Raw genomic sequence first — 15182 nt, forward strand, 5'->3', positions numbered from 1 at the left:
ATGCTAGAGGCGCTCCACCCATTTTTGAATCTTCACACATTAATTTGGTTGTTTCCCATCGTTTTTATTTTCCATGACTTAGAAGAGATCATAACCATTGAATCTTCCATGGCTGCAAAAGACAACTACCCGAAAACGAACTTCGTCAAACGAACATTAAGAATGAGAGAAAAACTTGGTTCGACCGCTGCCCAGCTTGCTGTTTCGGCTACATGGATTTTGCTGATTATCTCCTTCACGACAGTGATGACCGCTCATCTTTCAACTAATGGAGGGAGCTTTCTTTTATTTACAGCCATTCTTAATTTATTTGTTTTGCAGGCAATCATGCATATTGTTCAAACCATTATGTTCAAGAGCTACACGCCTGGCATCATAACGTCACTGTTCCTCCTTATCCCTTACTGCATCATTACATATTATTTTTTAGTCGAATATGGACAGTTGGACTGGCATTTGATATTTACCAGTCTTCCGGTTAGTCTCATCATGATCCTGGTTTTCCTAGTTGGCAATCTATTAGGTCGTTATTTTATTCGATAACCGCCCCAAAAACTTTACTATAAAGTCACTTTACCTTTTCAGAATGATTGTGGAAGGATGATTTTTCGGAAAGCATTAACTCAAAGACTGATAAACAAAAGACAAGGGCTCTTTCCGTACAATCAGGATTGATGAAAGGATAATCTATATGTTAAAGAAGCAGCTGGAGTAGGATTAAAGAAATACAACAGCCGCTTAGACATACAGATATTAATACGACAATGAATATCTAAGCTCATATAACTACCAATATGGAAGAAAAGGCCTTCCAACAGTTTAACAAACTGATGAAAGACCTTCTCCTATAGTTAGCCCTTTGTCATAGATGCCATGTTTTTTATAAAACGAGGACAAATCCGAAGACAAGAAAAGCATATTATCATTTTAGACGTTGATATAACAAGGTTTTAAACCCTTAATTACATCATGCCGCCCGTAAGGTGAGAGTGTGTAATATCTATAACGATGTGTGCGAAAAGTGCGGTATATCAGGGTTTTGTTAGAAATTATCTGTAACATCTTTAACGGGATTTTACAGTTTTTCACAGGATTGCGTTAGCAAAATGTTAGCATTTTTTTATTAGACACTTCTATGTTGATAATAATATTTAACACACCTTGTATAATTATCAGTACATTCAAATAGTACCTTCACACCATAACTAAACGAGCTTTTCGCACCATCAAAAGGCAGACCATTTGCAGACCAATAGATTATAGCTGGCTCACCCTCATTTATTACTCTTTTCCTTATTACATAAATACAGTGCATATTCCAGTGGGCGCTGATAGACTAAATGAATACTATCGATCTCTTTAAAGCTCACCATATGATAAAGTTTTTTTTGGAGTTTGCCATTTACTTCGATTAGATTTAGTTCGTGCTCCTTATTAACAATCCAATCAACCCCTATTTCACCCAGAGGTCCCATTTTCTTGTCTAATAGCTTGGCAATTTTTACACTTAAATTTAATATTCTTTGACGTAGTGAGTTCCTCTGCGATTCATCTGGAAATAATACATGAAGTATTTCAGCCATATCACAAATATTAATACTGCAGTTTGTAGAATAATAGTTTAAAGGAGCGACTCTACTAATTCCATTTGTTACCTTCCATATTCCCTTGTCATTTTTCTGCACAAGTATTCTAATATCTGAAATTCTGTTTTCTACCTTTGCTGCATCTATATATTTTTGGATTATGAAGCTTTTGCTGCTCGTAATTCCCTTGATTTTTTCATAAAAAGCATCAGGATCATCAAAGGAATATGATGGAGTCTTCAATCTGTCTACATATATATTAAATTGGCCTTCCTTCGTCTTCTCCGCTAAATATACATTTCTTCCTAAACATCCATAACGAGGCTTTAAAATAAGCTGTTCATATGTTTCCAACCATTTTTTAAATATTTCCTTGTTATAGAGGCATGTGTCTGGTAAAAATGATTTAATATCTGTGGGAGATAATATGTTGTAGACCACCCATTTGTTAAAAGAAGTCACTCTGTTAAAGACTTTATTTTTTCCTATATATTTTTCTAGCCGTTTAGTTGTTCTCGGATGCCTTAAATAACAACGATTATATACTGCATCAGGAAAACGGAAAGTACCCCTTTTATATTCAGCCCCATTTAGGTAAACTCCCTTTATAGTCTTATTAGCCCAGTTAATATCTTTTCGGGTAAAACTGATCAATTGCAGCTGCAATTCCCCCTTAAACCTAGAATATGATTTTAGGGTGTACTATACTATGTAACTCTAGGGGCATGGACACGGTGCTTTGACTATTTTTTAACTAATCTAGCTATTTGTACGAATATACAGATTTTCTTGGTGGTTTAGAAGCACTCCATAAAAAATGTGATGGACGGTTAGTGTATCTAGACCTTCATCCATCACACGATTGCACATACATAAACTTGTTAGCAAAAGACTAAATTACAAGTTACTAATTTTCATAACTACTAAGTTTGTCTCAAACAATCCAGGAGATCCAGCGGTAACATCCACAATAAAAGCAACTGATTCTCCGGCCTGTCGTTCCACTAATAATGTATTGCCAAGTTGAATCCATATAAAACCAGTACCACCATATTCCCCCCTTATTCTTGTACGATTTGGATCTTCGTCTCCTTCTAGAATAAGTTCTAAATTGTCGTTTGCATTAAGTAAAACATTCGTGTTAAAATTAACTTGATAGACTCCACTTTCCGGCACGATTATGGCATTATTCTCTAATATGGTATTAGAAGCAACTGCTAATTCCGATAATTCTACCCTCTCACCTACAATAGGGGTAGATGCTTGATCGAAAGCATCTCCATAAACTGTGATATTACGCGTCCCTCTAATTCCCATTTTTACATCTCCTTCACTTTTTTATAGCATATAAATATTAATCATATTTATTAAATGCAAAAGTATAGTTCGGAGACACGTTTCTTCCCCAATTCGCACCTTTTATTTCATGATTTAGTCACATCCCCTATTCCAATGCTAGCGTTTTTTACATATATGCTTAATCAGCAGAATATCGGGAGTCCCGTTTCTTCGAATATCGAAAATGACGAAACTCCCAACGTTTATAATTCTCAACTGTCAAAATGTTTAAAAATTGGATCGTTGTTATCCATAACAAATTATTCTACATTAGTCCCGTTGCTGGAGAAGGAAATCTAGCGGCTTGGAAGGAGGTTGCAATTGAAGGTGTAATAACGCCTCCTACTCCTTCGTTATTAGAAAGAGTAGAAAAGGAGACATCTACTTCATCTCCAGCCTGTAAGCTTAGAATAACTGAAACTGTTAGAATGTTTGAGAAACCTGGGACGATAGCTGAGTATTCTTTAATATTAGAAGCTACTGCTTCACCATTAACTCTAATCGCAATAACTGCCGCATGTTGTTGATCTAAATTAGGTTCAAAGTTTATACTTGCAATAACCGAATAAACCCCGTTATTAGCAGGCGTAAAAATGGAAGTATCCGTATTATATTCTCCCCTTAAATCAAATTGCTCAGCACCATATTGAACCGGGGCTATAAATTCCCCCGGCTGTACAGACTGGAACTCATTACTGAGTGCGCGAAAAGCAGATTTTATTTTTTGTCTTCGAATCCCCATATGACCACCTCCTTTTTTATCAAGATATTATTCAATCACAAACTTGTCTCGGCTTGTGTCCTATGAAGGAAGCCTTTTTCCTTCCGATGAAATCAACTTAAACATCTTTTATGAAGAAACTGATCAAACGTTCAGTGATTTTATAAAAGAGTGGCTTTCCAGTTGTAACTATTCTTACAGAGGCCAGTGTCTCACTTAAACAAATTATAGATTGCTCGGTCATATTGAAGACAAAAATTACGAAAAGCGTCTCCCTCTTTGTTACTCAAGAAATTAAAAAAGCTTCTCAAAAGTTACATAATGAACTATAACCCGAATTATGGACACTGATAAAAAAGTGCCCCATATTCGGGTTTTTTCATGTCTTTAGAAGAAAAACCCGTTTATAATAAAAACATTAATTTTGAACGGAGAATCTCTATGAAAAGTAAAAATATTTATACCGAGTTCCAAATGAAAGAACTTGAGAAGAATCCCAACGTTGTCCGTGTCTCAGATCGGTCTATTTCCTATCATTCGGCTTTTAAAATTAAAGCTGTCCAGGAGTACAAGACTGGAAAGGGCCCGTCCCAAATATTCATTGAGAATGGCTTCAATTTAGAAGTAATAGGTAAAAAACAACCAAAACGTTGTCTTCAACGATGGCGTGATTCGTTTGAAAAGTTTGGCATAGCCGGACTTGAGACAGAGCGTAGGGGAAAAGGAAGTACCGATCGTCCTTCTTCAAAAGAACTATCGGCAGAAGAAAAATTGAAAAAGGCCGAAGCTAGAATTAAATTCTTAGAAGCTGAAAATGATTTCTTAAAAAAGTTAGAAGAACTAGAGAGGCAGGCGTTGAAAAGGAAACATTAACGGCATCAGAGAAGTTTCAGCTCATTGAAAAAACCATAAGAGTTCATCAATTATAGGGTGAAGTATCTTACCTATGCAGCTTAGCTAACGTAAGTAGAAGTGGTTATTACGCATGGTTACAAGCAACAGAAAGTCGCCAAGATCGAGAAGAATCAGATGAGCTAGAAATAGAACTTATTAAATGGTTATTTGACGAAAAGAAAGAAAAAGTAGGCGCACTTCAGATAAAAATGATCTTAGAGAATGATTACTTTGTCATTATGAATCATAAGAAAATTAGAAGGTTGATGAAGAAGTTTGGTCTTAAAGCAAAAATAAGACAAGCAAACCCTTATTGTAAAATGCTTAAAGCAACTCAAGAACACCGTACTTGTCTCAACCTACTAGAGCGTCAATTTGACCAACAGGAACCTGGCAAGTTGTTATTAACGGATATCACCTAAAACAAAGAAAGCAAAACGTACTATTGTAGTGGATAAATATACTTTAGACGTGTTAAGTAAGCACAAAGTACATCAGAATAAAGTTAAACTACGTTACGGAGATAGTTATTATGACAAGGGTTTTATATTTGCCGAGGAAAGCAAGAAATATGCTGGTTATCCCACCTATCCAAAGAAAGTTGAAAACAGGATGGAACGTCTTTTAAAAATGACTGACCAAAATCATAAACTTTCTCCACACTCATACATCTCTATTAGCAGAACTTGGGATTGAGTTAGTAGAAATTATGTATCGTTTAGGTCATTCAAAAGATGATACAACTCGGGACATCTATCTACACGTTACCAAACACAAGAAAAAAGAGGCCGCCAATAAGTTTGGTGAACTTATGCAGGGCCTCCGTTAAACAAATGTTAAATTTCAAGTGGCTCTGCTGCGTGAGCACCAGAGCCACAAAGGATTTCAGGGGCAGATTACATCATGCCGCCCATTCCACCCATGCCGCCCATGTCAGGCATTGCAGGAGCACCAGCTGGTTCTGGCTTGTCAGCAACAACTGCTTCAGTTGTTAAGAACATAGCTGCAACAGAAGCTGCGTTTTGAAGTGCAGAACGAGTTACTTTTGTTGGGTCAACGATACCAGAATCGATCATGTTTACCCACTCAGCAGTAGCAGCATTGAAACCAACGCCTACTTCTTCACGCTTTAAGCGGTCAACAACGACAGATCCTTCTAGACCAGCGTTGGCAGCGATTGTACGAACTGGCTCTTCAATCGCACGTAGAACAATCTTGATACCTGTAGCGATATCGCCTTCTGCTTGTAGCTCAGCTACCTTATTGTATACGTTTAGAAGGGCAACTCCACCACCGGATACGATTCCTTCTTCCACAGCTGCGCGAGTCGCATTCAATGCGTCTTCAATACGTAGCTTGCGCTCTTTTAATTCTGTTTCAGTAGCAGCACCAACTTTAATAACAGCTACACCGCCAGCAAGTTTCGCAAGACGCTCTTGTAATTTTTCACGGTCAAATTCAGAAGTTGTTTCTTCTAATTGAACACGGATTTGGTTTACACGAGCAGCAATGTCAGCTGGGTTTCCAGCACCTTCAACAATTGTTGTATGCTCTTTCGTAACAACCACTTTCGCTGCACGTCCTAGAGAATCAATTGTTGCTGATTTAAGGTCACGGCCAAGCTCTTCAGTGATTACTTCGCCGCCAGTTAATGCAGCGATATCTTCGAGCATTGCTTTACGACGATCACCGAATCCAGGAGCTTTAACAGCTACAGCATTGAATGTTCCGCGAAGCTTATTCACTACTAATGTAGCAAGTGCTTCCCCTTCAACATCCTCAGCAATCATTAATAATGGCTTGCCTTGTTGAACGACTTGCTCTAGGACAGGAAGAACTTCCTGAATGCTAGCAATCTTCTTATCAGTAATTAAGATGTATGGATTTTCAAGAATAGCTTCCATTTTATCAGAATCAGTAACCATGTATGGAGAAGCGTATCCACGGTCAAATTGCATACCTTCAACTACATCTAATTCTGTTGTGAAACCTTTAGATTCTTCAATAGTGATGACACCATCGTTCCCAACGCGCTCCATTGCTTCAGCGATTAAGTTTCCAACTTCCTGATCGTCAGAAGAAATCGCAGCAACTTGTGCAATTGATTCTTTATTTTCGATTGGCTTGGAAATCGCTTGTAAGCCTTCAACAGCTACTTTTGTCGCTTTCTCAATCCCTTTGCGGATTCCCATTGGGTTTGCGCCAGCTGTAACGTTCTTTAAGCCTTCGCGAATCATCGCTTGAGCAAGAACAGTTGCAGTAGTTGTACCGTCACCAGCAACATCATTTGTTTTGCTTGCTACTTCAGCAACTAGTTTTGCACCCATGTTTTCGAATGCATCTTCTAATTCGATTTCTTTTGCAATCGTTACACCGTCATTTGTAATAAGCGGTGAACCAAATTTTTTCTCAAGAACCACGTTTCGTCCTTTTGGTCCAAGAGTAACTTTTACTGCATCTGCAAGTGTATCAACCCCGCGAAGCATTGCGCGGCGAGCTTCTTCACTAAATTTAATCTCTTTAGCCATGTAAAAAAAACCTCCTCAAAATTTTAATTTTTATGTCTATTCTACGTTTGATTTTTAGCCTACAATTGCTAGAATGTCACTTTCACGTAAAATCAAGTATTCAGTACCTTGATATTTTACTTCTGTACCGCCGTATTTTGAGAAGATAATGCGGTCTCCAACAGCTACCTCAAGTGCTACGCGCTCTCCGCTTTCAAGAACACGTCCAGAACCTACAGCTACAACTTTTCCTTCTTGAGGTTTCTCTTTCGCTGAGTCGGGTAGTACGATACCGCTTGCAGTTTTTTCTTCAGACTCAACAAGCTCAATAACAATACGATCACCTAGTGGCTTGATCAAGTGAAACGACCTCCTCGAAATATATGTAATTTTTTTAAATTATTAGCACTCTTCTCGGTTGAGTGCTAACACAATTATTATATTAATGAATTTGCTCCTAATTTGCAAGCTTCAAATTCAATTTTTTTGTAAATCCTTTGTAAAAAAACCCACCTTCACAAGTATGGTTATTCTAATGGATTTTAATCGTTTTATTAAAAAAATAATTACAATAGAGTCTATTTGAACTTTACCCCTGTTTATTAGTACAATAAGATGATAAGCGTTGAAAAGGAGTTAGACATATTGAAGAAGGAATATGGATTTATTTTAATTGCTTATATTGTTATGCAATTATCAAGTTTAGTTGGTGTCCCATTATTTATTTTCGTTGGAACTGCGATGGGACAGACCTTAGAAAGAATGCAACAAATAGCAGTTCCATATTGGCTCGTCTTCAGCTTCTCACTAACACTTGTTATTGTCTTGTTTTTACTTAGAAATGATCGTGAGAAAAACTTAGAATCTAGAGATACTGCTTCAATCCCAATTTCGATTTTCTGGGCCGTATCAGGGATATTCATTGCCCTATTCGCACAGACCATCGCTGCAAACATCGAATTAATGCTTGGAATTGAAGCCGGTTCTGAAAATACCGAGCAAATCATTCAGTTAATTGAACAATTTCCAATCATCATTTTAATCAGTTCTATTATTGGACCAATTCTTGAAGAAATTGTTTTTCGAAAGATAATTTTTGGCAGCCTTTATAAGCGGATGAACTTTTTCTTCGCCGCACTAATAAGCTCGATGATATTTGCGCTTGCTCATTTTGAACCTGAACATGTGATCTTATATTCGGCAATGGGTTTTACTTTTGCCTATCTTTATGTAAAAACAAAGAGGATCATCGTTCCAATCTTCGCCCATGTTGCCATGAATACATTAGTTGTCCTTATTCAATCCGTATTCCAAGAAGATTTGGAAAGACTGATTAAAGAGGCAGAACAAATTCAAAGTTTTATTGGAGGATTCTTTTTATGAAACAATCGCCTTTATTTTCAGGGATTGTCTACCTGGTTTTAGGTTTGTTATTTACTTATGTCGCTATATTAACAGTCAACGAAACGGGGTGGGGATTTTTTTCTTACCTTCTCGTCCTTTTAGCAACCTTTGACATAGGTGCGGGAATTCGAATGATTCAATTTCACTTCAAACTAAAAAATGTCCCAAAAAAATAAAAGCCTCACTATGAGGCTTTTATTTTCACTCTTCTTCAGCATTTGGATAGTGCTTTAAGAAATAAACAAGTGACTGAAGCTCGACAGCAAGGTCGATATGGTGAATCCTAATCGATGAAGGGACATTCAGCCTCGCTGGTGTAAAATTTAATATTGCCTTAATATTCGCTTGAACAAGCCGGTCAGTAATCGGTTGTGCAACAGATGCTGGAATCGTCAAAATAGCGACTGAAACTTCTTCTTGCATAATGATTTTTTCTAAATCATCCATATGGTAAACGGGAACATCGCCAATTTTCGAATTGACTTTACCTTCATCTACATCAAAAGCCATTTCTATTTTCGTATTATTATTTTTTGAAAAATTATAATTTAAAAAGGCTGTTCCAAGATTTCCAACACCAATTAAAGCTACTTTTGTTAAATCATCTTGATCTAACGTTTTACGAAAGAAAGTGAGAAGATAATTCACATTGTAACCATATCCCTTTTTCCCTAAAGCACCGAAATAGGAAAAATCTCTCCGAATTGTTGCCGAATCGACCTTTACTGCCTCACTTAATTCAGCAGATGAGACCCTTTGTTTTCCTGAGGAATGCAAATTCAATAAAAATCGATAATAAAGCGGTAGCCTTTTAGCGGTAGCCTGCGGTATTTTGGTTGATTCATTTGCCATTCTAAAATCCCCCTCCCCTTTTAAGAAACATTATCTTAATTTTTCTTTTCTATTAAAATCACCATTTTTTCCTCCGGTTTTTTCGACTAGATATGTTTTACCGATAACCATGCCTTTATCAACGGCCTTACACATATCATAAACGGTCAGCGCAGTGACAGAAGCCGCTGTTAACGCTTCCATTTCCACACCTGTATTTCCTTTTGTTTTAACCGAAGCGGTAATATCTAAAATATAATTGTCTTCGTCCTGTTCCCAGACAAAAGAGATATCAATGCCAGTTAGTGGGATTGGATGGCACATCGGAATAATTTCCGACGTTTTTTTACAAGCCATAATACCAGCTACTTGAGCAACTGCCAAAACATCGCCTTTTTTTATTTTACTATCTGTGATCTTCTCATATATTTCTCTATTTACGTTAATACTGGAATGAGCAATTGCCGTCCGTACAGTTTCATGTTTATCACTGACATCGACCATCTTAGCTCTGCCCTCTTCATTAAAATGAGTAAATTCTGCCATGATTTTGCCCCTTTCAACAAAACTATACACTATTTTTTACAATTTGTGTATCTACTTTGTACCAATTTTCACATATTAATTCCTTCTTTCTGATATTCCACTTTGTTGCCGTGACTTTTCCAATCGGTTACACTATTGATTAAGGCATGAGGTGAAAATAATGATCTTACTACAAGTAAACCAGTTAACTAAATATTTTGCTGCTGAACTTATTTTATCCAATATTAAACTAGAAGTACAAACCAATGATCGAATTGCTCTTGTCGGTAGAAATGGTGCGGGGAAATCCACCCTACTCAAGATGATTGCTGGGCAAATCTCTTATGACTCAGGAGAGATCATACGACCAAAAGGTGTTTCGATTGGCTATTTAGCCCAGAACACTGGACTCGAATCGGAACGATCGATTTGGGACGAGATGTTAACGGTATTTGAACACTTGCGTAATATGGAAACAGAGTTGCGTAATCTTGAATCAAAAATGGCCGACCAAACTACGTTTTCAAATGACTCACAATATGAACGAATCCTAAAAGAATATGACCAGCTACAAATTAAATTCAAAGATGAAGGTGGATACCAGTATGAAGCGGATATCCGCTCTGTTTTACATGGACTGCACTTCGAATCATTTGATTATTCGACAAAGATTTCGACTTTAAGTGGCGGACAAAAAACACGGCTCGCTCTTGGGAAATTATTACTTTCAAGACCGGATATTCTCATCCTAGACGAGCCTACGAACCATTTGGACATAGAAACACTTTCATGGTTAGAACAATATCTTCAAGGCTACCCTGGTGCAATCCTCATTGTTTCCCATGACCGCTATTTCCTAGATAAAGTAGTGAATCAAGTATTTGAGCTGTCCCGCCGAAAGATCACTAAGTTTATCGGCAATTATAGTCATTACTTAGAGAAAAAGGCTGAGAACTTTGAACGGGAAATGAAGCATTATGAAAAACAACAAGATGAAATTGCCAAACTAGAAAATTTTGTTCAACGCAATCTTGCTCGTGCCTCAACGACGAAACGAGCGCAAAGCAGAAGGAAACAATTACAAAAAATAGATCGTCTTGATCGGCCAGCAGGCGATGAAAAGTCAGCTACATTTCGCTTCGAAATTAATCGCCAAAGTGGGAATGATGTTTTAAAAGTTGAATCATTATCAATCGGATATGAGGCAAATAAAATTTCTGAGCAAATTTCTTTTCAGATTAAACGTGAAGATAGCATTGCTCTTGTAGGTCCAAACGGAGTTGGAAAATCAACATTATTAAAAACATTTGTTGATAAGCTTCCTTCTTTGTCAGGCCATTTTCAATTTGGTTCAAATGTTTCAATTGGCTATTATGATCAAGAACAAGCTAAGTTAACATCTAATAAACAGGTTTTAAACGAGCTCTGGGATGAGTATCCACTAAAGCCTGAAAAAGAAATTAGGACGGTACTTGGAAACTTCTTATTTTCTGGTGATGATGTCTTAAAAACCGTTTCCTCACTTTCTGGCGGAGAAAAGGCCCGTCTCGCGTTAGCCAAACTTATGATGGAAAAAGCCAATTTTCTTATTTTAGATGAACCGACAAACCATCTTGATCTCGACAGTAAAGAAGTTCTTGAAAATGCATTAATCGAATATCCAGGTACTATTCTATTTGTTTCCCATGACCGCTATTTTATTAACCGAATCGCAACAAAGGTTTTCGAACTTGAGAAAACTGGCTTGACCGAGTATCTTGGGGATTATGATTATTACGTAGAAAAAAAACTAGAACAAGAAGAACTTGAGGCACTAAAAACTGAAAAACAGCAACAAGGATCCCTTCCAGCAACAGCTGATAAATCAAGTTATCAACAGGATAAGGAAGTAAAAAAATTAGAGCGGCAGCGTAAAAGACGAATTGAGGAAATTGAATCTAAAATTGAAGAGTTAGAGTCAACTGTATCTCAATATGAGGACCTCCTTTGTGACCCAGAGATATTCCAAGATCATGAAAAAGTTGGGGAAATCAATCAGCAATTAGAGCAAGCGCAACAAGAAATAGAAAACCTATTGGAGGAATGGACTAAGTTAGCTGATTAACAAGATGTCTACGAGCATGCAAATAATAATAATTTTCCAATGTGTTGAGATTTTAAAACCGTTTAGAGAAGAAAATCCCGGGGATTCCTCCCCGGGATTTCACTTATCCACAATCATTTCCATTTCCAATTGCCTATTTTTCCTCATAAACTAAAAACTTTTCCACATTATCCACAAGTAATAATAAAGTTATCAACAATATACACATTTATTTCTAAAGATCTTTGGATAACTTTTAGTTATCCACAAAATTATGTGGATTTCTATAGTGAAAACGCATTTTTGTGATTAATCATTGTGGATTGTTATTTCTAATCCCGGATTTCCGTTAAGCGTTAAATCTGCTCGCTTTCCTTTTTCAAATAATACACTTCCTGCTGCAGCAATCATTGCCGCATTATCTGTACATAAAGACAATGGCGGAATTACCAGCTCAACGTCTTGAAGCTCAGAGAAGGCATTTGAAAGGGCAGCTCTTAAACCCTTATTTGCAGCGACTCCACCTGCTAGTAAGACTTGCTTTACTTTATATTCTTTTGCTGCTTGAACCGCTTTTGTCACAAGCACCTCGACAACACTTGCTTGAAAACTTGCCGCTAACGTTTCCGGGGCAATCGTTTCTCCGCGTTGTTCCGCATTGTGTACTGTGTTGATAACCGCAGACTTTAATCCGCTAAAACTAAAATCGTAGGACCCTTGTTCCAACCATGCCCGCGGCAAATCGATCTCAGGTTGCCCTTCTTGAGCAAGGCGATCGATATGTGGGCCTCCTGGATAGGGCATTTTTAATACTCTTGCAACTTTATCATACGCTTCTCCTGCTGCATCATCCCTTGTTTCCCCTATTACTTCAAATTGCCCATGACCCTCCATATAAACAAGTTCTGTATGTCCGCCAGAGACGACTAAAGATAATAGTGGGAATTCCATTTCCTTTACAAGCCGATTCGCGTAAATATGACCAGCAATATGATGGACATTTACAAGTGGAATATTATGCGCAAAAGCAAGAGCCTTAGCTGCATTAACACCAATCAATAATGCCCCCACAAGTCCTGGTCCTTCCGTCACAGCAATCGCATCAATATCTTCAATTTGAACCTCTGCCTGTTTAAAAGCTTCTTCTAATACGATTGTAATCTGTTCTACATGATGTCTAGAAGCGATTTCGGGGACGACACCACCAAACCTTTTATGACTTTCAATTTGTGAAGCGACGATATTCACGATAATCTCACGGCCGTTCTTTACGATGGCCACTGCAGTTTCATCACAACTTGTTTCAATGCCTAAAATCAACTGATCCCTTTTTGTATTCATAAATTCACCCACATAACTAGCGCATCTTCAATATTATCCGTATAGTAATTTTTACGAATCGCTCCTTCTTGAAACCCTAGCTTTTTATAAAGAGACTGAGCGATCGTATTGCTGACTCTTACTTCTAGTGTCATTGTTTTTGCACCGATTTCTCTTACACTATCCATCACTTTGCATAGCAAAGCTTCACCAAGCTTCATTCCCCTATAATCAGGAAGAATCGCAATATTTGTGATATGGACTTCATCAATAATAACCCATGACCCGCAATAACCGACAACTTGATTGTCTACTTCTATAACTGTATAAAAGGCAAATTTATTGTTCGTCAGTTCGTTGTTGAAAGCTTCCTTACTCCACGGAGTCGTAAATGATTGAGTTTCAATTTCGAGTATTCGTTCAATGTCAGCAAGTTCCATATGGCGAAATGCTATTGTTTTATTCATAGCCATCTTCCTAATATTATTTATTGATTTTTCTGGGCTTCCATCCATTTTGCCTCGGCTTCAGCAAGCCTGATGTAGTTTGGCACAAAGGTATGCGTTTCTTCTCCAGCCTCTTCTTTTCCTAAAAGAGCCAATTCCCCTGGTCGAGGGTTATGTTCAGTTTTCTCTGCAAAAACTGCTTTTTCCTTCAATTGCTCTTTTATTAACTGTGCATGTAATGGTAAATCATTCCCTATAAAAAGAACCTTTGCATCCAAGTTTTGAAGTTTTGGTACCCAGTTTGAAGTCATAACAAGTTGATCCTCAAATACAGATTTTATTTTGCCATTTTCAAATTGGTATAAACCTGTGTAAATCTGCCCCCTTCTAGCATCGAATAAAGGTGATAGATAACCACTAAAATAGCGCCCAGCTGAGGCTGCTAAAACTTCTAAACTAGAAATACCTACTATTGGTATATTTAATGTCCACGAAAGCGTTTTTGCTATCGTTACACCAATCCTCACTCCTGTGTAGGACCCAGGCCCTCTTGCAACAACAATTTTAGATAAATCACTAGGCTTTACATTGCATTCATGCATCAGCGTTTGAATGGCGGGCATTACTCGAACAGAATGGTTTTTTTTAATATTGGATATATATTCACCCAACACTTGTTCATCGTCCAAAAGACCGATCCCTAATGAATAATTTGATGTGTCAATTGATAGAATTTTCATTGAAAAGCTCCTTACATAACTGTTCATACCTCGAACCTTTTGGTTCTAATACAATTCTCCTTAATCCATTATCTCCATGAAATAAATGAATCGTCAATAAAAATTCAGGGAGCTGTGTATCAATTAAATGAGCCCATTCAACAACCGTGACACCATTTCCTTCGAAATATTCCTCAAACCCTAGATCTTCAAAAGAATCCTCCACTCGATAAACATCCATATGATAGAGAGGAAGTTTGCCCTTATACTCTTTAATAATCGTAAATGTTGGGCTATTCACGGTACGACTAATCCCTAGCCCTTCGGCAAGCCCCTTTGTAAATGTTGTTTTTCCCGCTCCAAGGTCCCCTTCTAAGCCAATCACATCTCCTTCCTTAAGAAGAATGGCTAACCGTTTGGCAAAATCATGAGTTTGTTTGGGACCTTCGGAAATAAATTCATAGGCTGCCATATTTCATCACCTAATCCCTTCATTATCTATCTATTTTACCCATATTTACCTAAAAAGAGTTATGTAAATACAAAAAACCTTAGGATGTCCTCCTAAGGAATAACATTCTATATGTAGTGTACACTTTTTTTAAAAAGTGAGCAAAAAACTTATCTATACTTTCTTAAACATAAAAAAACGAAACAATGTTTCGTCTAAATTTTTAAAATATGGCGGTCCGGACGGGACTCGAACCCGCGACCTCCTGCGTGACAGGCAGGCATTCTAACCAACTGAACTACCGGACCAGATTGCGGGGGCAGGATTTGAACCTGCGACCTTCGGGTTATGAGCCCG

17 protein-coding genes and 1 tRNA gene are annotated in these 15182 nt (G+C 37.5%); 6 read left to right on the forward strand and 12 right to left on the reverse strand.

Annotation, left to right across the window (positions count from 1 at the left end; translation table 11 throughout):
* Entirely contained in the window at window positions 1-543 is a 543-nt protein-coding gene (locus GNT69_RS24425) for an HXXEE domain-containing protein (RefSeq protein WP_203557598.1), read from the forward strand.
* A gap of 731 nt (window positions 544-1274) precedes the next feature.
* Here GNT69_RS24425 and GNT69_RS24430 read toward each other — a convergent pair.
* From GNT69_RS24430 to GNT69_RS24440, 3 genes are all read right to left on the reverse strand, one after another.
* Window positions 1275-2252 (reverse strand): YheC/YheD family protein, encoded by a 978-nt coding sequence (locus GNT69_RS24430; protein WP_203557599.1) that lies wholly within the window; start codon window positions 2250-2252, stop codon window positions 1275-1277.
* A gap of 231 nt (window positions 2253-2483) precedes the next feature.
* Window positions 2484-2903, reverse strand: a complete 420-nt coding sequence (locus GNT69_RS24435; protein WP_203557600.1) for a hypothetical protein — start codon at window positions 2901-2903, stop codon at window positions 2484-2486.
* A gap of 286 nt (window positions 2904-3189) precedes the next feature.
* A complete protein-coding gene (locus GNT69_RS24440) occupies window positions 3190-3666 on the reverse strand; it encodes a C1q-like domain-containing protein (protein ID WP_203557601.1) in 477 nt (158 codons plus the stop codon).
* Between the two features lie 420 nt (window positions 3667-4086).
* Here GNT69_RS24440 and GNT69_RS24445 point away from each other — a divergent pair, with 420 nt between their 5' ends.
* Entirely contained in the window at window positions 4087-4518 is a 432-nt protein-coding gene (locus GNT69_RS24445) for an HTH domain-containing protein (RefSeq protein ID WP_203557602.1), read from the forward strand.
* Window positions 4519-4685: 167 nt separating this feature from the next.
* Window positions 4686-4961: an IS3 family transposase gene (locus GNT69_RS24450; protein ID WP_203557615.1), complete on the forward strand. Its 276-nt coding sequence runs from the start codon at window positions 4686-4688 to the stop codon at window positions 4959-4961.
* Window positions 4962-5435: 474 nt separating this feature from the next.
* Here the strand turns inward: GNT69_RS24450 and groL are convergent, their stop codons facing one another.
* Together groL and groES are read right to left on the reverse strand one after the other, a co-directional pair.
* Entirely contained in the window at window positions 5436-7067 is a 1632-nt protein-coding gene (gene groL, locus GNT69_RS24455; RefSeq protein WP_203557603.1) for a chaperonin GroEL, read from the reverse strand.
* A gap of 54 nt (window positions 7068-7121) precedes the next feature.
* Window positions 7122-7406: a co-chaperone GroES gene (gene groES, locus GNT69_RS24460; protein WP_203557604.1), complete on the reverse strand. Its 285-nt coding sequence runs from the start codon at window positions 7404-7406 to the stop codon at window positions 7122-7124.
* 285 nt (window positions 7407-7691) lie between these two features.
* Here groES and GNT69_RS24465 point away from each other — a divergent pair, with 285 nt between their 5' ends.
* Both GNT69_RS24465 and GNT69_RS24470 read left to right on the forward strand, forming a co-directional pair.
* Window positions 7692-8429 (forward strand): CPBP family intramembrane glutamic endopeptidase, encoded by a 738-nt coding sequence (locus GNT69_RS24465; protein WP_203557605.1) that lies wholly within the window; start codon window positions 7692-7694, stop codon window positions 8427-8429.
* Window positions 8426-8626, forward strand: a complete 201-nt coding sequence (locus GNT69_RS24470; protein ID WP_203557606.1) for a YdiK family protein — start codon at window positions 8426-8428, stop codon at window positions 8624-8626. The genes GNT69_RS24465 and GNT69_RS24470 overlap by 4 nt, the downstream gene beginning before the upstream one ends.
* A 25-nt stretch (window positions 8627-8651) precedes the next feature.
* Here the strand turns inward: GNT69_RS24470 and GNT69_RS24475 are convergent, their stop codons facing one another.
* Entirely contained in the window at window positions 8652-9302 is a 651-nt protein-coding gene (locus tag GNT69_RS24475; protein WP_203557607.1) for a redox-sensing transcriptional repressor Rex, read from the reverse strand.
* Between the two features lie 30 nt (window positions 9303-9332).
* Window positions 9333-9827 carry a cyclic pyranopterin monophosphate synthase MoaC gene (moaC, locus tag GNT69_RS24480; protein ID WP_203557608.1) on the reverse strand — a complete coding sequence of 165 codons (495 nt, stop codon included), beginning with the start codon at window positions 9825-9827 and terminating at the stop codon, window positions 9333-9335.
* A gap of 160 nt (window positions 9828-9987) precedes the next feature.
* Here moaC and GNT69_RS24485 point away from each other — a divergent pair, with 160 nt between their 5' ends.
* Window positions 9988-11910, forward strand: coding sequence for an ABC-F family ATP-binding cassette domain-containing protein (locus GNT69_RS24485; protein ID WP_203557609.1), 1923 nt, complete (start codon window positions 9988-9990; stop codon window positions 11908-11910).
* 288 nt (window positions 11911-12198) lie between these two features.
* Here the strand turns inward: GNT69_RS24485 and tsaD are convergent, their stop codons facing one another.
* From tsaD to GNT69_RS24510, 5 genes are all read right to left on the reverse strand, one after another.
* A complete protein-coding gene (tsaD, locus tag GNT69_RS24490) occupies window positions 12199-13230 on the reverse strand; it encodes a tRNA (adenosine(37)-N6)-threonylcarbamoyltransferase complex transferase subunit TsaD (protein ID WP_203557610.1) in 1032 nt (343 codons plus the stop codon).
* A complete protein-coding gene (gene rimI, locus GNT69_RS24495; RefSeq protein WP_203557611.1) occupies window positions 13227-13676 on the reverse strand; it encodes a ribosomal protein S18-alanine N-acetyltransferase in 450 nt (149 codons plus the stop codon). Before rimI ends, tsaD begins: the two co-directional genes overlap by 4 nt.
* Window positions 13677-13696: 20 nt before the next feature.
* Window positions 13697-14395, reverse strand: coding sequence for a tRNA (adenosine(37)-N6)-threonylcarbamoyltransferase complex dimerization subunit type 1 TsaB (gene tsaB, locus GNT69_RS24500; protein ID WP_203557612.1), 699 nt, complete (start codon window positions 14393-14395; stop codon window positions 13697-13699).
* Window positions 14376-14846 (reverse strand): tRNA (adenosine(37)-N6)-threonylcarbamoyltransferase complex ATPase subunit type 1 TsaE, encoded by a 471-nt coding sequence (gene tsaE / locus GNT69_RS24505; RefSeq protein ID WP_203557613.1) that lies wholly within the window; start codon window positions 14844-14846, stop codon window positions 14376-14378. The genes tsaB and tsaE overlap by 20 nt, the downstream gene beginning before the upstream one ends.
* 210 nt (window positions 14847-15056) lie before the next feature.
* A tRNA-Asp gene (locus GNT69_RS24510) sits at window positions 15057-15133 on the reverse strand.
* Window positions 15134-15182 lie beyond the last annotated feature (49 nt).

It is taken from the genome of Bacillus sp. B15-48 (assembly GCF_016879755.1).
Taxonomy (GTDB): domain Bacteria; phylum Bacillota; class Bacilli; order Bacillales; family Cytobacillaceae; genus Mesobacillus_B.

Excerpts from the sequence above, each read along its gene's own strand:
- rimI (WP_203557611.1), bottom strand. The coding sequence starts at position 13,676 with ATGAATAAAACAATAGCATTTCGCCATATGGAACTTGCTGACATTGAA.
- GNT69_RS24445 (WP_203557602.1), top strand. The coding sequence starts at position 4,087 with ATGAAAAGTAAAAATATTTATACCGAGTTCCAAATGAAAGAACTTGAG.
- moaC (WP_203557608.1), bottom strand. The coding sequence starts at position 9,827 with ATGGCAGAATTTACTCATTTTAATGAAGAGGGCAGAGCTAAGATGGTC.
- tsaB (WP_203557612.1), bottom strand. The coding sequence starts at position 14,395 with ATGAAAATTCTATCAATTGACACATCAAATTATTCATTAGGGATCGGT.
- groL (WP_203557603.1), bottom strand. The coding sequence starts at position 7,067 with ATGGCTAAAGAGATTAAATTTAGTGAAGAAGCTCGCCGCGCAATGCTT.
- GNT69_RS24470 (WP_203557606.1), top strand. The coding sequence starts at position 8,426 with ATGAAACAATCGCCTTTATTTTCAGGGATTGTCTACCTGGTTTTAGGT.
- GNT69_RS24485 (WP_203557609.1), top strand. The coding sequence starts at position 9,988 with ATGATCTTACTACAAGTAAACCAGTTAACTAAATATTTTGCTGCTGAA.
- GNT69_RS24475 (WP_203557607.1), bottom strand. The coding sequence starts at position 9,302 with ATGGCAAATGAATCAACCAAAATACCGCAGGCTACCGCTAAAAGGCTA.
- tsaD (WP_203557610.1), bottom strand. The coding sequence starts at position 13,230 with ATGAATACAAAAAGGGATCAGTTGATTTTAGGCATTGAAACAAGTTGT.
- GNT69_RS24425 (WP_203557598.1), top strand. The coding sequence starts at position 1 with ATGCTAGAGGCGCTCCACCCATTTTTGAATCTTCACACATTAATTTGG.
- GNT69_RS24435 (WP_203557600.1), bottom strand. The coding sequence starts at position 2,903 with ATGGGAATTAGAGGGACGCGTAATATCACAGTTTATGGAGATGCTTTC.
- tsaE (WP_203557613.1), bottom strand. The coding sequence starts at position 14,846 with ATGGCAGCCTATGAATTTATTTCCGAAGGTCCCAAACAAACTCATGAT.
- GNT69_RS24440 (WP_203557601.1), bottom strand. The coding sequence starts at position 3,666 with ATGGGGATTCGAAGACAAAAAATAAAATCTGCTTTTCGCGCACTCAGT.